Here is a 17,832-nt window from a genome sequence, read left to right as displayed (position 1 = left end):
TTTTCTTGTTAAACTAGCCTGTTGATTGGAGCTCCAGGCACTTCGCTTTCCGCGGGCGGTCGGTGAGCCTCCTCGGCGCATTCGCGCCTGTGGGGTCTCACCCTGACCTGCTAGTCCCGCAGGACATTGAATAGGCTTCCTTGAATATTCATCGCACGAAGGAAATGCGATAGCATTTTCGAGGAGTCTTCGTGCCTTCCGCTCCAATCAACAGAGTCTACTAAATCAACAATGTCCTTAAACACAGCCTATTTTTTAAATAACTTTTTCCGTCAAATAAAATAGGCCGCCGTTGATAAATGAGATATGAATGTTTGGTTCGTATTGCTCTTGGAGTGCGCGTTTTTCGGTTTCGTAGTTTTCATCTTCTTCTTCCGCGTCTTCATAAAAGTGTTCCAGGAGATTAAGGTCCTTGTCCCAGCGCATTCTTGCTTCATCTGCCCACGAATGGTCATCTTCGTTGATGGCGGATTTTAAGTAATTTTCAATTCTAGACATACCGCTTATTGGCTTTACTAATGGTGACAAGGTGAAGGAATAGTCTGGAATTTTCGGTGTCAGCGGAATTCCAAGTAGACAGTTATGAAAATTTTCAACCATTTGCCCATTTATCAGTTGTAATCCAACTGATTTAAAAATATCGCGTTTTCGGTCGCATTGATAAGAAATCTTCACATTCATACATAGCCATGGCAATAATGGTGTTTGTCTAATTTGGTTCTGATGATTTTCATAAAGCCGAATAAACTTCGAAAGGTTTTTTGTTGATTCGAAAATTTGATGCAGTCTTGGGGATCCGAAGTGAATGATTTCCCCTTTAAGATTCTCAGGAGCTGCTTGTTGATTGGTAATTAGTGTAAGCTTCATCGGATTTGGAATACCGCCTGTTTTTTCTAAATAGTGCCAATAAAAAGGACGATTCATCAATTCCTTATCAAGGTCAATTGTTAATTGAACGACGAGATGTCCAGGGCCATTTTCAACTATTTCGCATTCATTTGCCTGAAAATAGCTAGTAAGAAAGTTATGAATTTCCTGCTGCTGCATGCGCATCACCCTCCTTAATATCAGTGGCAAATTCGATCATGGATGTTAAGTTTTCCATTTTAATCCTCATTTCACCTTCTGAACTAGATTGTCCAAAAATATCAATCAGATGGTCTTCAAAATTGCCGAATTCTAATTTTGTTAAAATATCATCCAATTCCCCGATTACCTTTTCAAATAAATCGATTTTTTCATAAAGAAGCTTCAAAATATGTTCCTCGATAGTATTTTGAATGGCAAAATTATAAATCATAACATCCTTCTCTTGGCCGAGACGATGAATTCTTCCAATCCGCTGCTCGAGCTTCATCGGATTCCAGGGCAGGTCAAAGTTAATGATATGATTACAAAATTGTAGATTAATTCCTTCACCGCCAGCTTCTGTGGCTATTAACACTTGTATTTGCTTCTGAAACAACTCACGCATCCAGTCTTTTTTTCCGCGTTTAAACCCGCCCCGAAAGGGAACAGACGAAATTCCGTGTTGTTTTAAAAACCATTGTAGATACATTTGGGTTGCACGATATTCCGTAAAAATGATGACTTTATCATCAATACTTTTTATCAGCTCAAGCGCTTTTTCTGCTTTAGAATTGCTTTGAACCGCTTCAACCTTAGAAATCAAATATTGGATTTGCTCTTCGAAGGCACGAGTGGGTTCTTCCTTTCTTTTGAGCATATTTTTAAGCGTATAAAAGACAGATTCCCTGCTGCTGCAAGCCTCACGCTGTAAAGTCATTACCGAGAAAGCACTCGCCTGAGCCCAATCGGTCTCGCTCTTTAATGCAGTAATTGCTTCGTATAACTCCTTTTCTTGGGTAGTAAATTCAATTGGAATCGTTTCGACATGCCTTTTTGTCCATTCAATCCCCGTATCTGCACGCCGATTTCGGATCATTACCTTATTTACCAATTCTTTTAAATGTTCATCGTCATTTAATGAACGAGCATCCCGTTTGTATTTTTCATAGAATGTCGTTTCACTGCCCAAATGGCCAGGTTTTAAGAGAGAGACAAGGTTGAAAATTTCTTCTATTCGGTTTTGAATTGGTGTGGCTGTTAACAAGAGACAAAACTTTTTTTTCAAATTTTGAACAAATTCATAGTTTTTCGTTTTGTTATTCTTAAGCTTATGAGCCTCATCAATAATAATTAAGTCATAGTCCTGCTTATAGATGATTTCTCGGTGTGGGTCCCTTTTGGCCGTATCGATTGATGATACAACTACATCACACTGTTCCCAAACATAGCTTTTTCTTTGTGATATCGCTGGAATAAAGAACTTACTATTTAATTCAATAGCCCATTGAGTGACCAAGGATGCTGGAACTAAGATGAGTACCTTCTTCACTAGACCCCTAATCATATATTCTTTTAAAATTAATCCTGCTTCGATCGTTTTCCCTAGTCCCACTTCATCAGCAAGTATCGCCTTTCCATTCATATTTTCAATTACTTGTTTTGCGGTTTCGAGCTGGTGCGGGAGGGGAGTTAGATTGGGCAAGTGACTGGGCGCTTGTAAACCTTCAAACTCTGGAATGACAAGGTGTTCTTCAACACCAACTGCAAGTTTATAAAGCTCCCAATTACCCCAAGGGCCATCGTTCTCAATCCTATGTAAAAATTCTTCCTGCCAGGAGGATTCAAATTCAATTTGGACGGTCATGATTTCAGCTCCTTTTCGTGCTGTCTTGCTTCCGCTTTTCTTGATATAAAGTTATTGCTCTAATAAAGGTTTTAATGGTAGGATGAGAATAGCTTTGAAAGTTTTAAATATTGTAATAAAATAATTTCTTTCAGATGTATATTTTAGTATTACCCGAAATGAAAATTATATAATGCGAATGACGACAAGGGGAGAGACTACTCTATGTAGCGCCGAAGGAGCAAGCATTAACTTGTGAATCTCTCAGGCAAAAGAACTCTTGTTGGACGCAGCTCTGGAGAGTGCTTCATTTTGAGGCCACCAAAGGGGAAAGCCATCTAGGTAAACTTTCAGGTAAAAGGACAGAGCCCTTCTTTATTATTTAAGGAGGGGTCTGTCCTTTTGTGCTTTTTAAGATTTTCTCTCGTTCTAGGAACTATGCAATAAAATAAGTAAAAAGTATTTTTATTGAATCTGAATTTTTAGGTTGAAGGGGGCTTAATTAATGACTGAATTAAAACGCACACCGTTATTTGAGGTGTATAAAGAATATGGCGGAAAAACCATTGATTTTGGAGGCTGGGAGTTACCAGTTCAATTTTCAAGTATTAAAGAAGAACATGAAGCCGTTCGGACAAAAGCAGGATTATTTGATGTATCCCATATGGGCGAGGTAGAAGTTAAGGGCCCTGACAGCTTAAAGTACCTACAAAAGATGATGACAAACGATTTTTCAAAAATGAAAAATGGCGGCGCTAAGTATACTGCGATGTGTTATGAAAACGGCGGTACTGTAGATGATTTGCTTGTATATAAAATTGAAGAAAATCATTACTTGTTAGTCGTAAACGCGTCAAATATCGATAAGGATTACAAATGGCTAGAGGAACACCTAGAGGGTGAGGTTACGATTGAAAACCTTTCTGAAGATACTGCCCTATTAGCCATTCAAGGCCCTCTGGCTGAAAAGGTTCTCCAAAAAATTGCTGGTGAAACTGATTTAGGCAAAATAGGCTATTTTAAGTTTCAGCAACAGGTCAAATTGAATGGTATAAGTGCACTTGTTTCTAGAACAGGATATACCGGTGAAGATGGTTTTGAGGTGTATTGTGACTCAAAGGATGCGGTCAAGATATGGAGAGATATTCTATATGCAGGTAAAGAAGAAGGGGTATTACCATGCGGATTAGGTTCGCGGGACACACTTCGCTTTGAAGCGACTCTAGCTCTTTATGGACAAGAATTATCACCAGAAATCTCACCGTTAGAAGCAGGAATTGGCTTTGCCGTGAAATTATCTAAAGACGATGATTTTATCGGTAAAACTGCCTTAATTAAGCAAAAAGGAAATGGTATAGGAAGAAAATTAGCGGGAATTGAAATGATTGACAGAGGAATTCCGCGTCATGGCTATCCGGTTTATAAGGGGGAGGAGCGAATCGGTGAGGTTACAACCGGTACGCAGTCACCAACATTGAAAAGAAGTATTGGGCTTGTACTTGCAAAAAAGGAATATACTGAGCTTGGTACAGAGGTTGAGGTTGAAATCCGCGGGAAACGAATAAAAGCAATTATTGTCCCAACACCTTTTTATAAAAAAGAACAGTAAACATGAGGGGAGCTAAATAAAAATGAAACATCGTTATTTGCCAATGACTGAAGAAGATAAAGGGGCTATGCTCAAAACAATTGGTGTTTCCTCCGTTGATGAATTGTTTAGCGATATACCAGAGAAAGTCAGATTTAACGGCGATTACAATATTAAACCGGCAAAGTCTGAAACTGCTCTGATGAAGGAATTGTTTCAACTGGCAACGAAGAATGCTGACTTAAAAAGAAACGTATGTTTCTTAGGTGCAGGTGTATATGATCATTACATGCCAGTAATTGTCGACCATGTTATTTCTCGTTCGGAATTTTATACTGCTTATACACCCTACCAGCCAGAGATTTCTCAAGGTGAACTACAGGCAATATTTGAATTCCAGACAATGATTTGTGAGTTAACCGGTATGGATGTGGCCAATTCATCGATGTATGATGGCGGAACCGCGTTAGCAGAAGCTGCCATGCTAAGTGCAGGACATACGAAGCGGAAAAAAATTATTGTATCAAGTGCTGTCCATCCTGAGTCCCGTGAGGTCCTCAAAACTTACGCAAAGGGTCAGTATCTTGAGGTAATTGAAGTACCTGTAAAAGATGGCATTACCGACATAGATGTATTGAAAGGGCTAGCGAACGAAGAAATTGCTGCTGTGATTGTCCAGTACCCTAACTTCTTTGGCCGTATTGAACCCTTAAAAGAGCTTGAAGAAATCATCCATGCGAATAAATCATTGTTTGTCGTTTCAAGTAACCCATTATCACTAGGGGTGTTAACACCTCCAGGAAAATATGGTGCAGATATCGTTATTGGTGATGCACAGCCTTTTGGTATTCCAACCGCCTTTGGTGGACCGCATTGCGGCTATTTTGCAGTGACAAATAAGTTAATGCGTAAGATGCCAGGACGTCTTGTAGGGCAAACGAAGGATGATCAGGGGCGTCGAGGTTTTGTATTGACGCTACAAGCTCGTGAACAGCATATTCGCCGTGATAAAGCGACATCTAATATTTGCTCAAATCAAGCTTTAAATGCACTTGCTGCATCCGTTGCAATGACGGCTATCGGAAAAAAAGGTGTCCGTGAAATGGCTGGTGCAAATTTGCAGAAAGCACACTATGCTAAAAATGTTTGTAAGGAAAATGGTATAGAAGTGGTTTATGACGGTCACTTATTTAATGAATTTGTTATTAAATTAAATAAGCCGGTTAAAGAAATCAATCAAAAGCTATTACAAAAGGGAATCATTGGTGGCTATGATTTAGGCCGTGATTATCCTGAGCTTTCAAATCACATGTTGATTGCCGTAACAGAACAAAGATCGAAAGAAGAAATTGATACTTTTGTGAAAGAATTGGGGGATATCCATGCATAATCAAAATGATCAGGCGCTTATTTTTGAACTTAGTACACCAGGTCGGATTGGATACAGTCTCCCAGAAATGGATATTCCTGAAGCAGATCTGGGTAGCCTTCTACCAGAAGGGTATTTGCGTGAGGAGGAGCCTGAGCTTCCCGAGGTCTCTGAGCTTGATATTATGCGTCACTACACAGCCCTATCTAGAAGAAATCATGGTGTGGATTCCGGATTTTATCCATTAGGTTCTTGTACAATGAAATACAATCCGAAAATCAATGAAAATGTTGCTCGCTTCAATGGGTTTGCCCATGTTCATCCGCTGCAGGATGAAAGTTCAGTCCAAGGCGCTCTTGAACTTCTCTATGATTTGCAAGAGCACTTGATTGAAATTACAGGCATGGATGAAGTGACCTTGCAGCCAGCAGCAGGTGCACACGGTGAATGGACAGGGTTAATGATGATTCGTGCTTATCATGAAGCAAATGGTGATCTAAAACGGACAAAAGTCATCGTTCCTGATTCTGCTCATGGTACCAACCCGGCTTCTGCAGCTGTTGCAGGCCTTGATATAATTACCGTTAAATCGAATGAAAAAGGTTTAGTTGACCTTGAGGATCTAAGAAGGGTCGTGGGCGAGGATACAGCAGCCTTGATGTTAACCAACCCGAATACCTTAGGACTCTTTGAGGAAAATATTGTTGAAATGGCTGAAATTGTCCATGGAGCCGGCGGTAAGCTGTACTATGATGGAGCAAACTTAAATGCTGTTCTTTCAAAGGCAAGACCAGGAGACATGGGATTTGACGTTGTTCATTTAAATCTTCATAAGACATTCACAGGCCCGCATGGCGGTGGCGGTCCAGGTTCTGGTCCAGTCGGAGTGAAAGCAGACCTTATTCCATACTTACCGAAGCCAGTTATTGTGAAACGCGGGGATGAGTATGTATTTGATTATGATCGTCCGCAATCAATTGGTCGCGTTAAGCCATTTTACGGAAACTTTGGAATCAATGTTCGCGCCTACACATACATTCGTTCTATGGGGCCTGACGGCCTTAAAGCCGTAACGGAATACGCGGTATTGAATGCGAATTACATGATGAGACGTTTGGCTGAATATTATGATCTCCCATTTGATAAACATTGTAAGCATGAATTTGTACTAAGCGGCAGACGTCAGAAAAAACTAGGTGTCCGTACGCTTGATATTGCCAAACGCTTGCTGGACTTTGGCTATCATCCGCCAACCATTTACTTCCCATTAAATGTGGAAGAATGTATCATGATTGAACCTACAGAAACTGAGTCAAAAGAAACTCTTGATTCTTTTGTTGATATCATGATTCAAATCGCTAAAGAGGCAGAAGAGAATCCGGAAATCGTTCAAGAGGCACCACACACAACAGTTGTAGGGCGAATGGACGAAGCAACCGCAGCACGCAAACCTATTTTAAGATATCAAAAGGCATAAATTAAATGTAAGGGCCAGATTCAATTGATTTGAATCTGGCCCTTTTTCAGCGAAAAAAAAGACTTCTGTTCATAACAGAAGTCAACTTAAGGTTACTTTTTTGCTTTTACTTTACCAGACCATTTTTTGAAACCGCCTTGTAATTGGGTTAGGTTTCTATAACCTTTACGGTGTAATAACTGGGCTGCACGGGCACTGCGCATGCCACTTTGACAATATAGGTAAACAGGCATATCAGGACGTATTTCCTTAATTCGCGTTTTCATTTGCGACAATGGTATATTACGCGCTCCTAAAATATGTCCGCCATCAAATTCGTTTGGTTCACGAATATCAATTAGCTGTGCTTTGCGATAGCCAGCACGAAACTCCTCTTCTGTTACCGTTTTAACAATTCGTTTTTGATAAAAATAGGTGAAAACAGAATAAATTACTACAGCAACAATGATGATTAACAGGGTATAAAGTGTATTCAATTTCGTTTTGCTCCTTTCAAGCTGTTTATCCTAACTTTCATTATATAAGCGATTTCAATAAAGATAAAGATTTAACGACAATTTTCTTCTCTTTTTGCCTAATAAAATTATAACAGAAACTTTACGTTTTGCAGTCATATCAGTTTTTGGTAGAATCTAATTATTAATATAAAAACGGGGTTATTAAATGAAAAAAGAAATTTGGCGTTTTATTGATTCTGGAAATAGCTCACCAGCTTTTAATATGGCTTTGGATGAAGCCTTGCTAAATTGGCATAGCGAAGGTAAAATCCCGCCAGTGATTCGTTTTTATGGTTGGAATCCCGCGACATTATCGGTTGGTTATTTTCAAAATGTGGAGAAGGAAATTGATTTAGATGCTGTTAGAGCTTATAAGCTGGGTTTTGTCAGAAGGCCGACAGGAGGGCGCGGTGTCCTTCATGAACATGAGTTAACGTATAGTGTTATCGTATCTGAAGAGCATCCAGAAATGCCAAGTACTGTTACCGAAGCCTATCGTGTTATTTCTGAAGGGATCTTAAGAGGATTTCAACGTTTAGGGCTTGATGCCTATTTTGCTGTACCGAAGACCGCGGAAGAGCGGGATGCACTAAAAAGTCCACGATCTGCTGTCTGTTTTGATGTTCCAAGCTGGTATGAGTTGGTTGTTGAAGGACGAAAGGTGGCAGGGAGTGCGCAGACAAGGCAGAAGGGTGTAATTTTGCAGCATGGAGCAATTCTATTAGATATTGATGAGGATAAGCTTTTCAGTTTATTCAAGTATTCGAATGAGCGAGTAAAGGACCGAATGAAGCATGCCTTTAAGGGTAAAGCGGTGGCTATTAACGAAATTAGTCCAAGGAGAATTACCATCGAAGAAGCAAAAGAAGCATTTTACCAAGGCTTTTCAGAAGGTCTTAATATTGAACTAGAACCATACCAATTGAGTGAAGAAGAAATAGCTTATGTTAATAAACTCGCTGTAGAACGGTATGAAAGTAATGAGTGGAACTTTAAAAGATGATATAAAAAGGCGAACAGTTTTTTACCAATGTTCGCCTTTTTAGTTATGTGGTATGTATTTATTGGTTTGTTATCTTTTGTATCTCCTGGACATATTTTTCGTACCACTTATTCCACGCTTCTTTTCGGGAGTCGATCGTTCTGCCATCTAGCAGGGCGCTGATAACCTCTAAACAAACATGCCATCCAGCTAGGTCCCTGGGAGTATGTGGGGTTATTGTTTTAATTTTTTCAGTTAAAACCAATCGACATCCGTTAGGTTCCTGATCTAGCTCGAAATGAACAATGTCATCTCCCCATGTATATGCCAACACGGATGGTATTTTAAGTTCAACTATTGTGAGCTCCTCAAAGGTGCCATCCTGCATATTAAACTTTATTAGACCGCCTTCACGTAACTCCTCCACATGAAGCTCCGTAAACCATTTGGCAAGCTTCTCGTTGTCTGTTAAGTAGGACCAGACTTCTTGGACAGAATGGTTCCAATGATGCTCAAAACGTGCTGTATAGCCTGCTTCGGCTCTCTCTACTTTTGCTAACATTCATATTTCCCTCCTTTAATATTGATTATTCACTAAAGTAAGTATGCCACATATCAAAGTTCTATAGAATAAATCGATTTCCTTTTATCATTATTTTTTCCCTGTTTGAAAAATCGCAACCTGCAAACTTTGTTGAAATTCCTTGATTTTTGCTGTAAAACTATCAAAAGCTTTTATTATCTCTTATTTCTAGTTTATTTTGAGTTTGACAAAATTTATATTTTTTGCGTAAACACAATATATAGTAGTGTCGAAAATATTTTTGGTACTATATATTGATTTAAAGTATGTATCTGTGATAGTTTATTTATATCAACACAACTAGATATAGCAAATTTGCTAGAAGCTACATCCAGAGAGAGATTTAAAATAAATGGAGGAGTTGTTCTCATGTCTGTTGTTTTTAGACAAAAAATGAATATTGATTTCGAAAGGTTAAATGAGGATATCCACTTGTTTCCCCAGGTGCACCCAGTAACCCCAGATATGAAAATAACCCACAAGGGTGTATCAAGATTGGTCATGTTAGACCGATACACCTTTAAAGACACTGCAAAGATTACCCTGACAATTGGTGACTTTATTGTTCTGACGATTAAAGAGGATCCAAAATTCCCAGCACGTGGTCTTGGCTACATCATGGAAATAGATTGGGAGAGAAAAAAGGCAAAGGTTTTAGTGGAGGAAGAGTTTAGGGGAGTTCTTGATGATCCAGAGGAAGCAGCGACAGGGATGATCATTCGCTCGTTGGATGTCATTGAAAAGCCTTTAGAACTATTTTATGAGCAAATAGCAAAGCGCAATGCAACTGGTCTTGCTTCTGTTGAAGAAACAGAGGAAAAACGAAGAGAGTGGTTCGAGAAGTTTTATCAGGAACTAGTTACAATGAACTTTATTCCGGCAGGGCGTGTGCTATATGGTGCCGGTGCTAACACTGACGTGACATTTTTTAATTGTTACGTGATGCCGTTCGTTCCAGATTCTCGTGAAGGAATCTCAGATCATCGTAAGCAGGTAATGGAGATTATGAGCCGCGGCGGCGGTGTTGGAACAAATGGTTCGACACTACGGCCTAGAAATACCTTAGCTAGAGGTGTAAATGGAAAATCATCAGGTTCGGTTTCATGGCTAGATGATATTGCGAAATTGACACATTTGGTTGAGCAAGGTGGATCAAGACGTGGTAAATCAGCATAACGTGCCTCGTCTATAAAAAACCTCGTGAATTGCTGGGAACTCTTTGATGACTCGCTGGCTACAACGTAACTGGAAACGGTAAGCGTGAATGCTTGAAAACAGCAAGTGGATAAAGACAATCAGCAGCCAAGCTCCTAAAATGGAGAAGGTCCAACGACCATCGAAAACACGTCTGAAAGACGGAAGTGAGTAGAGTAGGAATCAAGCGATTCCGAAGTGCGAGGACACTCGAAGAGAGTGTAAGAGATGGTCTGAACTTCTAAGGTGACTTAGAGAGTTGAAGTAGCGAATCAACGTAACGAATTTGGCACAAATGATTATGTTGGCAGACTGGCATCCAGATATTATTGAATTTATTATTTCAAAGATGCAAAACCCTAAGATATTACGGTTTTTAATAGAAAATACAAATGATGAAACGATTAAAAAGCACGCAACAGACAAGCTTAAATTCACTCCGTTAACAGCACAGGAAAAAGCAATGTACCAGGGAATAGTGAATTATAAAGTTATCCCGGGTTTAGGCGGGTTTGATGAAGGTATTATTGCTGAGGCTGAAGAAAAGCTTCAAACTGGTGGTAACTACACTGTTCATAATTCTGAGTTTTTGACTGGTGCAAATATCTCTATCTGTTTAACGAAAGAATTTATGGATGCTGTTGAAAATGATAGTGAATACGAACTTCGTTTCCCTTATGTTGAACACTACAGTCAAGAAGAAATGAAGATTTATAATGAAGAATGGCAAAAAGTCGGGGACGTTCGTGAGTGGGAGAAACTTGGGCACAAAGTTAGAGTTTACAAAAAGATCAAAGCAAAAGAACTTTGGAATCTAGTAAATATCTGCTCAACCTACTCAGCTGAACCAGGAATTTTCTTCATCGACAATGCGAATGACATGACGAATGCAAAGGCATATGGTCAACAAGTAGTAGCAACAAACCCATGTGGTAAATAGTTTGCCTCATGTAAAAAACTGCGGAATAAAGCGGGAACCCTGAGACGGGAATCCGAACCGAAGGCAAACTGTAAAAGGTTAGTCAGGGGCAACGCATAGACGGTGAACCTCATGAGAGAATATAATCCGTCCACGAGGCCGCAGCATTGCACACTCAATAAACATGTACAAGTAGTCCGATTTATGGAAAAATAGTATCGAGGTGATAGTAATGAATAGAGGATATGCAGGATTCTACAAAGAACATTATTTAAGAAGTTCTTATGAATACGCTTATGCTAGATACCTTGATTATTATTCCATACCATGGGGTTATGAGGACATTACCTTTGATTTAGGGTATAAAATATATAAACCTGATTTCTTTTTCTACGATCTAAAAGGCAATTTGCAAAAGGTAGTTGAAATAAAGTCCAGAAATGAAAAGGCGAAAGCTGATGCTAGAAAGGCATTAGATATAATTAAGAATAGATATAATATTGATTGCGAGTTACTCTCATACGAAGAACTCCTAGAGTTATATAAAACCTTACCATTCTCTTTAACTTCAATCATTACGAAATGGATAGAGTCAAAAGATACAACCATTCATAAAGCGGCTCACGGTGAGCTAAATGGGCACTTTAACCTAAGGCATAGTGAAAGTGCTAAAAAGAAAATCGGAGAACATACAAAACGTTTATGGAACTCTGATAGCTTGTCGAGACAAAGAATGATTGAAGGCTTAAAAAAGAGTGGAATCAAAAAGGGGTATATCAAAACTAAAAGAGAGAATCGAATGTGTAAAGAGTGCACTGAAGAGTTCGAGACATTAGTTACATCGCAGCGAAAGTATTGTAGTCAGAAATGCGCTGGGAAAGTTGCAATTAGATTAGCAACAGACCGATATGTTGAAAAACGAACCTTCATACACCATCACATTAGAGAGTATATTATACAGTGGTCAATAGATAATAAAAAGATTGTATCTGAAACGCCTTTCAATAAAATTAAAACAACAATCCATCCACTGATTAAGGATATTCAAAATCAGTTTGGTGTGAAGGACTTTAGAGTAATATCAAAAGCCGTCTTTGGTGAAGATTGTGGAAGAAAAGAACTAATCAAGTTTATGAAAGACGTGTGTAATGAAAAGATATGCTGAACTTGCGGGAAAGCAACCGTAAGAACTATCGGATAAAAAACCGGTAGGATAACAAATTGGAGCAACCACTCGCACCATTTTCTGTTTGTAACCTTGCAGCGGTAAATCTTGCTGAGATGACTGATAAGGAAACAAAAACAGTTGATTTTGAAAAGCTAAAGAGAACTGTAGCAGTTGGCGTTAGAATGCAAGACAACGTAATTAACGCCACACCTTACTTCCTTGAGGAAAATAAAAAACAGGCTCTTGGAGAGCGCCGCGTTGGTCTTGGTGTAATGGGTCTACACGACATGCTTATCTATTGTGAAACAGAGTATGGTTCAGAAAAAGGAAACCAACTTGTTGACCAAGTTTTTGAAGCTATCGCAACAACCGCTTATAAAACATCAGTAGAGTTAGCTAAGGAAAAGGGTAGTTTCCCTTTCCTAACTGGTGAAACTCAGGATGACACTAATCGCTTAAGAAAAGCTTTTATCAACACAGGCTTTATGAAAAAGATGCCTGAAGATGTCCGCCAATCTATAGTAGAAAATGGCATACGAAACTCTCATTTGCTAACTGTTGCTCCGACGGGATCCACAGGTACCATGGTTGGAGTTTCCACAGGATTAGAGCCTTATTTCTCATTTTCATATTTCCGTAGCGGACGCCTTGGTAAATTTATTGAGGTAAAAGCGGATATTGTCCAAGAATATTTGGATCAACATCCAGAAACCGATCCCGATAATCTCCCAAGCTGGTTCGTTTCAGCAATGGAACTTCCGCCAGAGGCACATGCAGACGTTCAATGTGTCATTCAGCGCTGGATTGATAGTTCAATTAGTAAAACTGTCAATGCACCAAAAGGCTATAGTGTAGAACAGGTAGAAAAAGTTTATGTGCGCCTGTACCATGGCGGTGCAAAGGGCGGGACAGTCTATGTAGATGGCTCACGCGATTCACAGGTACTGACCCTTAAAGCAGAAGAAAACGACGCACCATCAGTCTTTAAAGAAAAAACAAAGCAACACGTAGTACTCTTAGATACCATTAATGACCTACGCTCAACCGACGTAACAATCGGTTCCGAAGTTGGTAACACCTGTCCTGTTTGCCGCAAAGGAAATGTTGAGGAAATGGGCGGCTGCAATACATGTACAAACTGTGGTACGCAATTAAAGTGCGGGTTATAATATCAAAAAAAAGAGGATGTCCTTGGGCATCCTCTTTTTGAATATTTCAACCATGTTCAGTCCCAGAAGTACTATTGAGATTAAAACCGATTCATCATATTTTGGCTATTCATACCTGATCCATTCATCATGCCCTCTGCTCCATGACAATCATTGTACATGCCTTCTAATTCCTCAGCAGTAAAATCCGGATGCATTTTCTCCATAAATGGCAACATTTCTTCAAAGCTTTGCCCCTTATCAGGATTCCCTGCTGCAAATACCGCTGTACCAGCACCTAAGATTAAAGCAATACTAAAAATTCCAACTGCAAATTTTCTCATTTCCATATCTCCTTTCCATTCATACAATCATCATAGCCTAATTGTATGTAGAAAATATGTAGGATCCTCCTGCCTAGTAAAGAATCCTTCTATTTAAGGGTTTTTGACGCAAAATTGTCATAATCTCTACATACTATCTTCATATCATCCAAGTACTATTGTTATAGTATTAAGTAGTAGTCACAATTAAATTACAAGTCATTTACATAAAAAAACTAACTAGGGTGATTAAATGTATAGTCTTATGAGTCAATTTAGCTCTTTCATGAGTAAACCATTTTTCGTCCTGGCAAATAGCCTGGAATCATGGCCAATCATTTTTGCCTTCATATTAGGAATTGTAGGTGCATTGGCACCCTGTCAACTTACCGGCAATATTAGTGCTGTTACACTCTATGGTAACCGCTCCATTCAACAGAAAATTGTATGGAAGGATATCTTAAGCTTTACTTTAGGTAAAGTGGTGGCTTTTTCCTTATTGGGTGCTCTCGTATGGATAGTAGGAAGAGACATACAAGAAAATCTCACATACTATTTCCCATGGATTCGCAAAATAATGGGACCGATATTAATCATTGTAGGGATATATATGATGGGGTTCATAAAACTCAGGGGAACAATCAATTTATTTAAAGGATCGAAGGAATACAAACAGGAAACGCCTTTTGGCTCCTTTATGTTAGGTTTCAGTTTTTCACTAGCCTTTTGTCCTACAATGTTTATCCTGTTTTTTGTCACCTTGATGCCAATTGTGTTAGGAAGCCCTTATGGGTTTATCCTTCCTTCCATCTTTGCCTTTGGAACCGCGCTGCCGCTGCTCATTTTTATTTTCATTATTTGGTACCTGGGCGGGGGAGGAATATTAATGAAAAAAGGAAGGAAGATTGGTGTTGTCATCCAACGACTCTCTGGTATCTTTATGTTATTTTTAGGGATAGTAGATACTCTTACATATTGGTAAAAGTATAATGGATTCCTCCAGTGTGAATATAATGTGAAAAATGGAGAATAGTACTTTACATAGGGTAGGGGGGTATAGTAATATTGTTTTATAAATACAAAAGGCTTATGAAAAAGTAGGCCGCAAATCGAAAGGGTGTTTATTCATGGAAAAAGTAACATTAAATGTTCAAGGTATGTCTTGTGATCATTGTGTGAAGGCGGTAAAAGGAAGTGTGGGCACACTAAACGGAGTTAGCTCTGTCGAAGTAAATTTAAAAGCTAATACTGTCGAAGTTGAGTTTAACAACCAAGAAGTAACATTAGATAAAATCAAAGAAACAATTGATGACCAAGGTTACGACGTAGTGTAAAAATAAAATTGATACGTGCTAATTATTAGCACGTTCTTTTTACAAAAATATATACCCTCATAGGGTATGGGGAGTTGGCTTTTATGAGTCAAAGCTTAAAAGAAACAAACTTACAAATCTCAGGCATGACCTGTGCAGCATGCTCAACTAGAATTGAAAAGAGTTTAAATAAATTAGCGGGAGTGGAGACTGCGACCGTTAATCTTGCATTAGAAAAGTCTGCCATTAAGTACGATCCTGCACAAATTAAAATTGAAGATATTGAAAAGAAAATCAAGGATTTAGGATATGAGGTTGTAACGGAAAAGGCTGATTTTGCTATTACTGGAATGACCTGTGCAGCCTGTTCGGCCAGGATTGAAAAAGGCTTAAATAAGCTAGACGGTGTCGTAAAGGCTAATGTCAATTTGGCCCTTGAGACAGCTACAGTCGAGTATAATGGTGCCGCCTTATCTACTGGGGAAATTATTAAAAAAGTGGAAGGCTTAGGTTATGGAGCACATGTAAAAGAGAATGAAAAAGACACAAGTGACTATCGCCAAAAGGAAATTGCAAAACAAACGAAGAAGTTTATCATTTCTGCTATTCTTTCTATTCCATTATTATGGGCAATGGTTGGCCACTTTACATTTACTTCATTTATTTGGGTACCGGAAATGTTTATGAATCCTTGGGTACAGTTAGCCCTTGCTACACCTGTTCAGTTTATTATTGGTAGCCAGTTTTATATCGGCGCCTATAAGGCATTAAAAAATAAAAGTGCGAATATGGATGTACTCGTCGCTTTAGGTACATCGGCAGCATATTTTTACAGTCTATACTTATCATTTATGTCACTTTCAATGACGAGTACGCATACTGTCGAGCTTTATTATGAAACAAGTGCTGTCCTTATTACGTTAATTATCTTAGGTAAACTCTTTGAAGCAAAGGCAAAAGGACGTTCCTCGGAAGCCATTAAAAAGTTAATGGGACTTCAGGCCAAGACTGCCACAGTTGAAAGAGAGGGTGTTGAGCAAGAAATTCCGCTCGAAGAAGTAGTCGTTGGTGATATCCTTTATATTAAGCCTGGCGAGAAGATTCCAGTGGATGGAAAAATAATTGAGGGACGTTCCGCGATTGATGAGTCAATGCTTACAGGTGAAAGTGTTCCGATTGATAAAAGCATTGGCGATGAAGTAATTGGTGCGACACTTAACAAAAATGGGTTTATAAAAGTGGAAGCCAAAAAGGTAGGCAGGGATACTGCATTAGCGCAAATTATTAAAGTGGTTGAAGAAGCACAGGGGTCGAAAGCTCCGATTCAGCGTCTTGCTGATAAAATTTCCGGCGTGTTTGTCCCAATTGTTGTCGGCCTCGCTGTCCTAGCCTTTATTATTTGGTATGTATGGGCAGCCCCTGGAGATTTTGCAGAGGCGCTTGAAAAATTAATCGCTGTGTTAGTTATTGCCTGCCCGTGTGCGTTAGGTCTAGCGACACCAACCTCTATCATGGCTGGATCTGGCCGCGCTGCTGAATATGGAATTCTGTTTAAAGGCGGCGAACATTTGGAAATGACTCACCGGATCTCGACTGTTGTTTTAGATAAAACGGGTACGGTTACAAATGGAAAACCAGTATTAACTGATGTTTTCACAGATCAATTACAGGAAAAAGACTTTTTATCCTTGGTCGGTTCTGCGGAAAAGCAATCAGAACATCCGCTTGCACAAGCAATCGTCCAAGGAATTAAAGATAAAGGGATTGCGCTAAAAGATGTTTCTGAGTTTGAAGCCTTACCTGGTTTTGGAATCAAAGCGATTGTAGATGGAAAAGAAGTATTAGTTGGAACAAGAAAACTAATGACTATCAATAATGTGTCAGTTACTAATGCCCTTGAGAAGATGAATGAACTAGAAAAGGCAGGAAAAACAGCCATGCTTGCTGCCATAAATGGTCAATATGCAGGTACGGTTGCTGTTGCTGACACCATTAAGGAAACTTCAAGGACTGCGATAAGCCGCCTAAAAGATATGGGGCTAGATGTCATTATGATTACCGGTGATAATCAGCAAACTGCCAGAGCAATTGCGGCACAAGCAGGTATTGACCATGTAATTGCCGAAGTTCTTCCAGAGGGTAAGGCAGATGAAATCAAGAAACTGCAGTCACAAGGGAAGAAAGTGGCCATGGTTGGTGATGGAATTAATGATGCACCTGCCCTTGCGATTGCTGATATTGGAATGGCCATCGGTACGGGAACGGATGTTGCGATGGAAGCCGCTGATATTACCTTAATTCGCGGGGACTTAAATAGTATTGCGGATGCCATCTTTATGAGTAAAAAAACCATTACCAATATTAAGCAAAATCTATTCTGGGCACTGGCGTATAATACACTAGGAATTCCAGTCGCAGCACTTGGCTTGCTAGCACCATGGCTTGCAGGTGCAGCAATGGCCTTCAGTTCAGTTTCAGTTGTCCTCAACGCCTTACGATTGCAAAAAGTAAAATTGTAATAAGATATAAAAAAGTAAAATTAGATTGATCAAAGGCTGACACATAATTGTCAGCCTTTT

General features: G+C 39.3%; 13 protein-coding genes, 3 pseudogenes and 1 riboswitch. Of the genes and pseudogenes, 11 read left to right on the top strand and 5 right to left on the bottom strand.

The window, feature by feature from the left end; genetic code table 11:
* Positions 1–255: 255 nt before the first annotated feature.
* Positions 256–1,047: a YqhG family protein gene (locus NSS81_RS04205; RefSeq protein WP_342432297.1), complete on the bottom strand. Its 792-nt coding sequence runs from the start codon at positions 1,045–1,047 to the stop codon at positions 256–258.
* Positions 1,025–2,713, bottom strand: a complete 1,689-nt coding sequence (locus tag NSS81_RS04200; RefSeq protein ID WP_342432296.1) for an SNF2-related protein — start codon at positions 2,711–2,713, stop codon at positions 1,025–1,027. The genes NSS81_RS04205 and NSS81_RS04200 overlap by 23 nt, the downstream gene beginning before the upstream one ends.
* Before the next feature lie 178 nt (positions 2,714–2,891).
* Positions 2,892–2,982, top strand: a riboswitch (glycine riboswitch).
* Positions 2,983–3,197: 215 nt separating this feature from the next.
* Between NSS81_RS04200 and gcvT the strand changes: the two genes are divergently transcribed.
* Genes gcvT through gcvPB form a run of 3 tightly spaced genes read left to right on the top strand, consistent with a single transcriptional unit; the run spans position 3,198 to position 7,126 of the window.
* Positions 3,198–4,301 (top strand): glycine cleavage system aminomethyltransferase GcvT, encoded by a 1,104-nt coding sequence (gene gcvT, locus NSS81_RS04195; RefSeq protein WP_342432295.1) that lies wholly within the window; start codon positions 3,198–3,200, stop codon positions 4,299–4,301.
* A 22-nt stretch (positions 4,302–4,323) separates the two neighbouring features.
* Positions 4,324–5,670, top strand: coding sequence for an aminomethyl-transferring glycine dehydrogenase subunit GcvPA (gcvPA, locus tag NSS81_RS04190; RefSeq protein WP_342432294.1), 1,347 nt, complete (start codon positions 4,324–4,326; stop codon positions 5,668–5,670).
* Positions 5,663–7,126 carry an aminomethyl-transferring glycine dehydrogenase subunit GcvPB gene (gcvPB, locus tag NSS81_RS04185; protein WP_342432293.1) on the top strand — a complete coding sequence of 488 codons (1,464 nt, stop codon included), beginning with the start codon at positions 5,663–5,665 and terminating at the stop codon, positions 7,124–7,126. Before gcvPA ends, gcvPB begins: the two co-directional genes overlap by 8 nt.
* Before the next feature lie 92 nt (positions 7,127–7,218).
* On the opposite strand, the gene NSS81_RS04180 is transcribed toward gcvPB, so the two are convergent.
* Positions 7,219–7,602 (bottom strand): rhodanese-like domain-containing protein, encoded by a 384-nt coding sequence (locus tag NSS81_RS04180; protein ID WP_342432292.1) that lies wholly within the window; start codon positions 7,600–7,602, stop codon positions 7,219–7,221.
* A gap of 187 nt (positions 7,603–7,789) precedes the next feature.
* Here NSS81_RS04180 and NSS81_RS04175 point away from each other — a divergent pair, with 187 nt between their 5' ends.
* The gene (locus tag NSS81_RS04175; protein WP_342432291.1) at positions 7,790–8,626 is read left to right on the top strand and encodes a biotin/lipoate A/B protein ligase family protein; all 837 of its coding nucleotides are present in this window, start codon (positions 7,790–7,792) and stop codon (positions 8,624–8,626) included.
* Positions 8,627–8,684: 58 nt separating this feature from the next.
* Here NSS81_RS04175 and NSS81_RS04170 read toward each other — a convergent pair whose 3' ends face one another.
* Positions 8,685–9,167, bottom strand: a complete 483-nt coding sequence (locus tag NSS81_RS04170) for an SRPBCC family protein (protein WP_342432290.1) — start codon at positions 9,165–9,167, stop codon at positions 8,685–8,687.
* A gap of 390 nt (positions 9,168–9,557) precedes the next feature.
* Between NSS81_RS04170 and NSS81_RS04165 the strand changes: the two are divergent.
* From NSS81_RS04165 to NSS81_RS04150, 4 genes and pseudogenes are all read left to right on the top strand, one after another.
* Positions 9,558–10,352, top strand: a pseudogene (locus NSS81_RS04165) (ribonucleotide reductase N-terminal alpha domain-containing protein); the annotation flags it as partial.
* Positions 10,353–10,668: 316 nt separating this feature from the next.
* Positions 10,669–11,319 (top strand): annotated as a pseudogene (locus NSS81_RS04160) (ribonucleotide reductase); the annotation flags it as partial.
* Between the two features lie 214 nt (positions 11,320–11,533).
* Positions 11,534–12,466, top strand: coding sequence for a restriction endonuclease (locus NSS81_RS04155; RefSeq protein WP_342432289.1), 933 nt, complete (start codon positions 11,534–11,536; stop codon positions 12,464–12,466).
* Between the two features lie 59 nt (positions 12,467–12,525).
* Positions 12,526–13,638, top strand: a pseudogene (locus tag NSS81_RS04150) (ribonucleotide-diphosphate reductase subunit alpha); the annotation flags it as partial.
* Between the two features lie 80 nt (positions 13,639–13,718).
* Here the strand turns inward: NSS81_RS04150 and NSS81_RS04145 are convergent.
* Positions 13,719–13,961, bottom strand: coding sequence for a hypothetical protein (locus NSS81_RS04145; RefSeq protein ID WP_342432288.1), 243 nt, complete (start codon positions 13,959–13,961; stop codon positions 13,719–13,721).
* 232 nt (positions 13,962–14,193) lie between these two features.
* Here NSS81_RS04145 and NSS81_RS04140 point away from each other — a divergent pair, with 232 nt between their 5' ends.
* From NSS81_RS04140 to NSS81_RS04130, 3 genes are all read left to right on the top strand, one after another.
* Positions 14,194–14,922, top strand: coding sequence for a sulfite exporter TauE/SafE family protein (locus NSS81_RS04140; RefSeq protein ID WP_342432287.1), 729 nt, complete (start codon positions 14,194–14,196; stop codon positions 14,920–14,922).
* Between the two features lie 145 nt (positions 14,923–15,067).
* Positions 15,068–15,274, top strand: a complete 207-nt coding sequence (copZ, locus tag NSS81_RS04135; RefSeq protein WP_342432286.1) for a copper chaperone CopZ — start codon at positions 15,068–15,070, stop codon at positions 15,272–15,274.
* Positions 15,275–15,357: 83 nt separating this feature from the next.
* The gene (locus tag NSS81_RS04130; RefSeq protein WP_342432285.1) at positions 15,358–17,772 is read left to right on the top strand and encodes a heavy metal translocating P-type ATPase; all 2,415 of its coding nucleotides are present in this window, start codon (positions 15,358–15,360) and stop codon (positions 17,770–17,772) included.
* Positions 17,773–17,832 lie beyond the last annotated feature (60 nt).

Source organism: Neobacillus sp. FSL H8-0543 (genome assembly GCF_038592905.1).
Taxonomy (GTDB): Bacteria; Bacillota; Bacilli; order Bacillales; family Cytobacillaceae; genus Neobacillus.
Note: the sequence above shows the minus strand (reverse complement) of the source record. Positions and strands in the feature narration are given on the sequence as shown.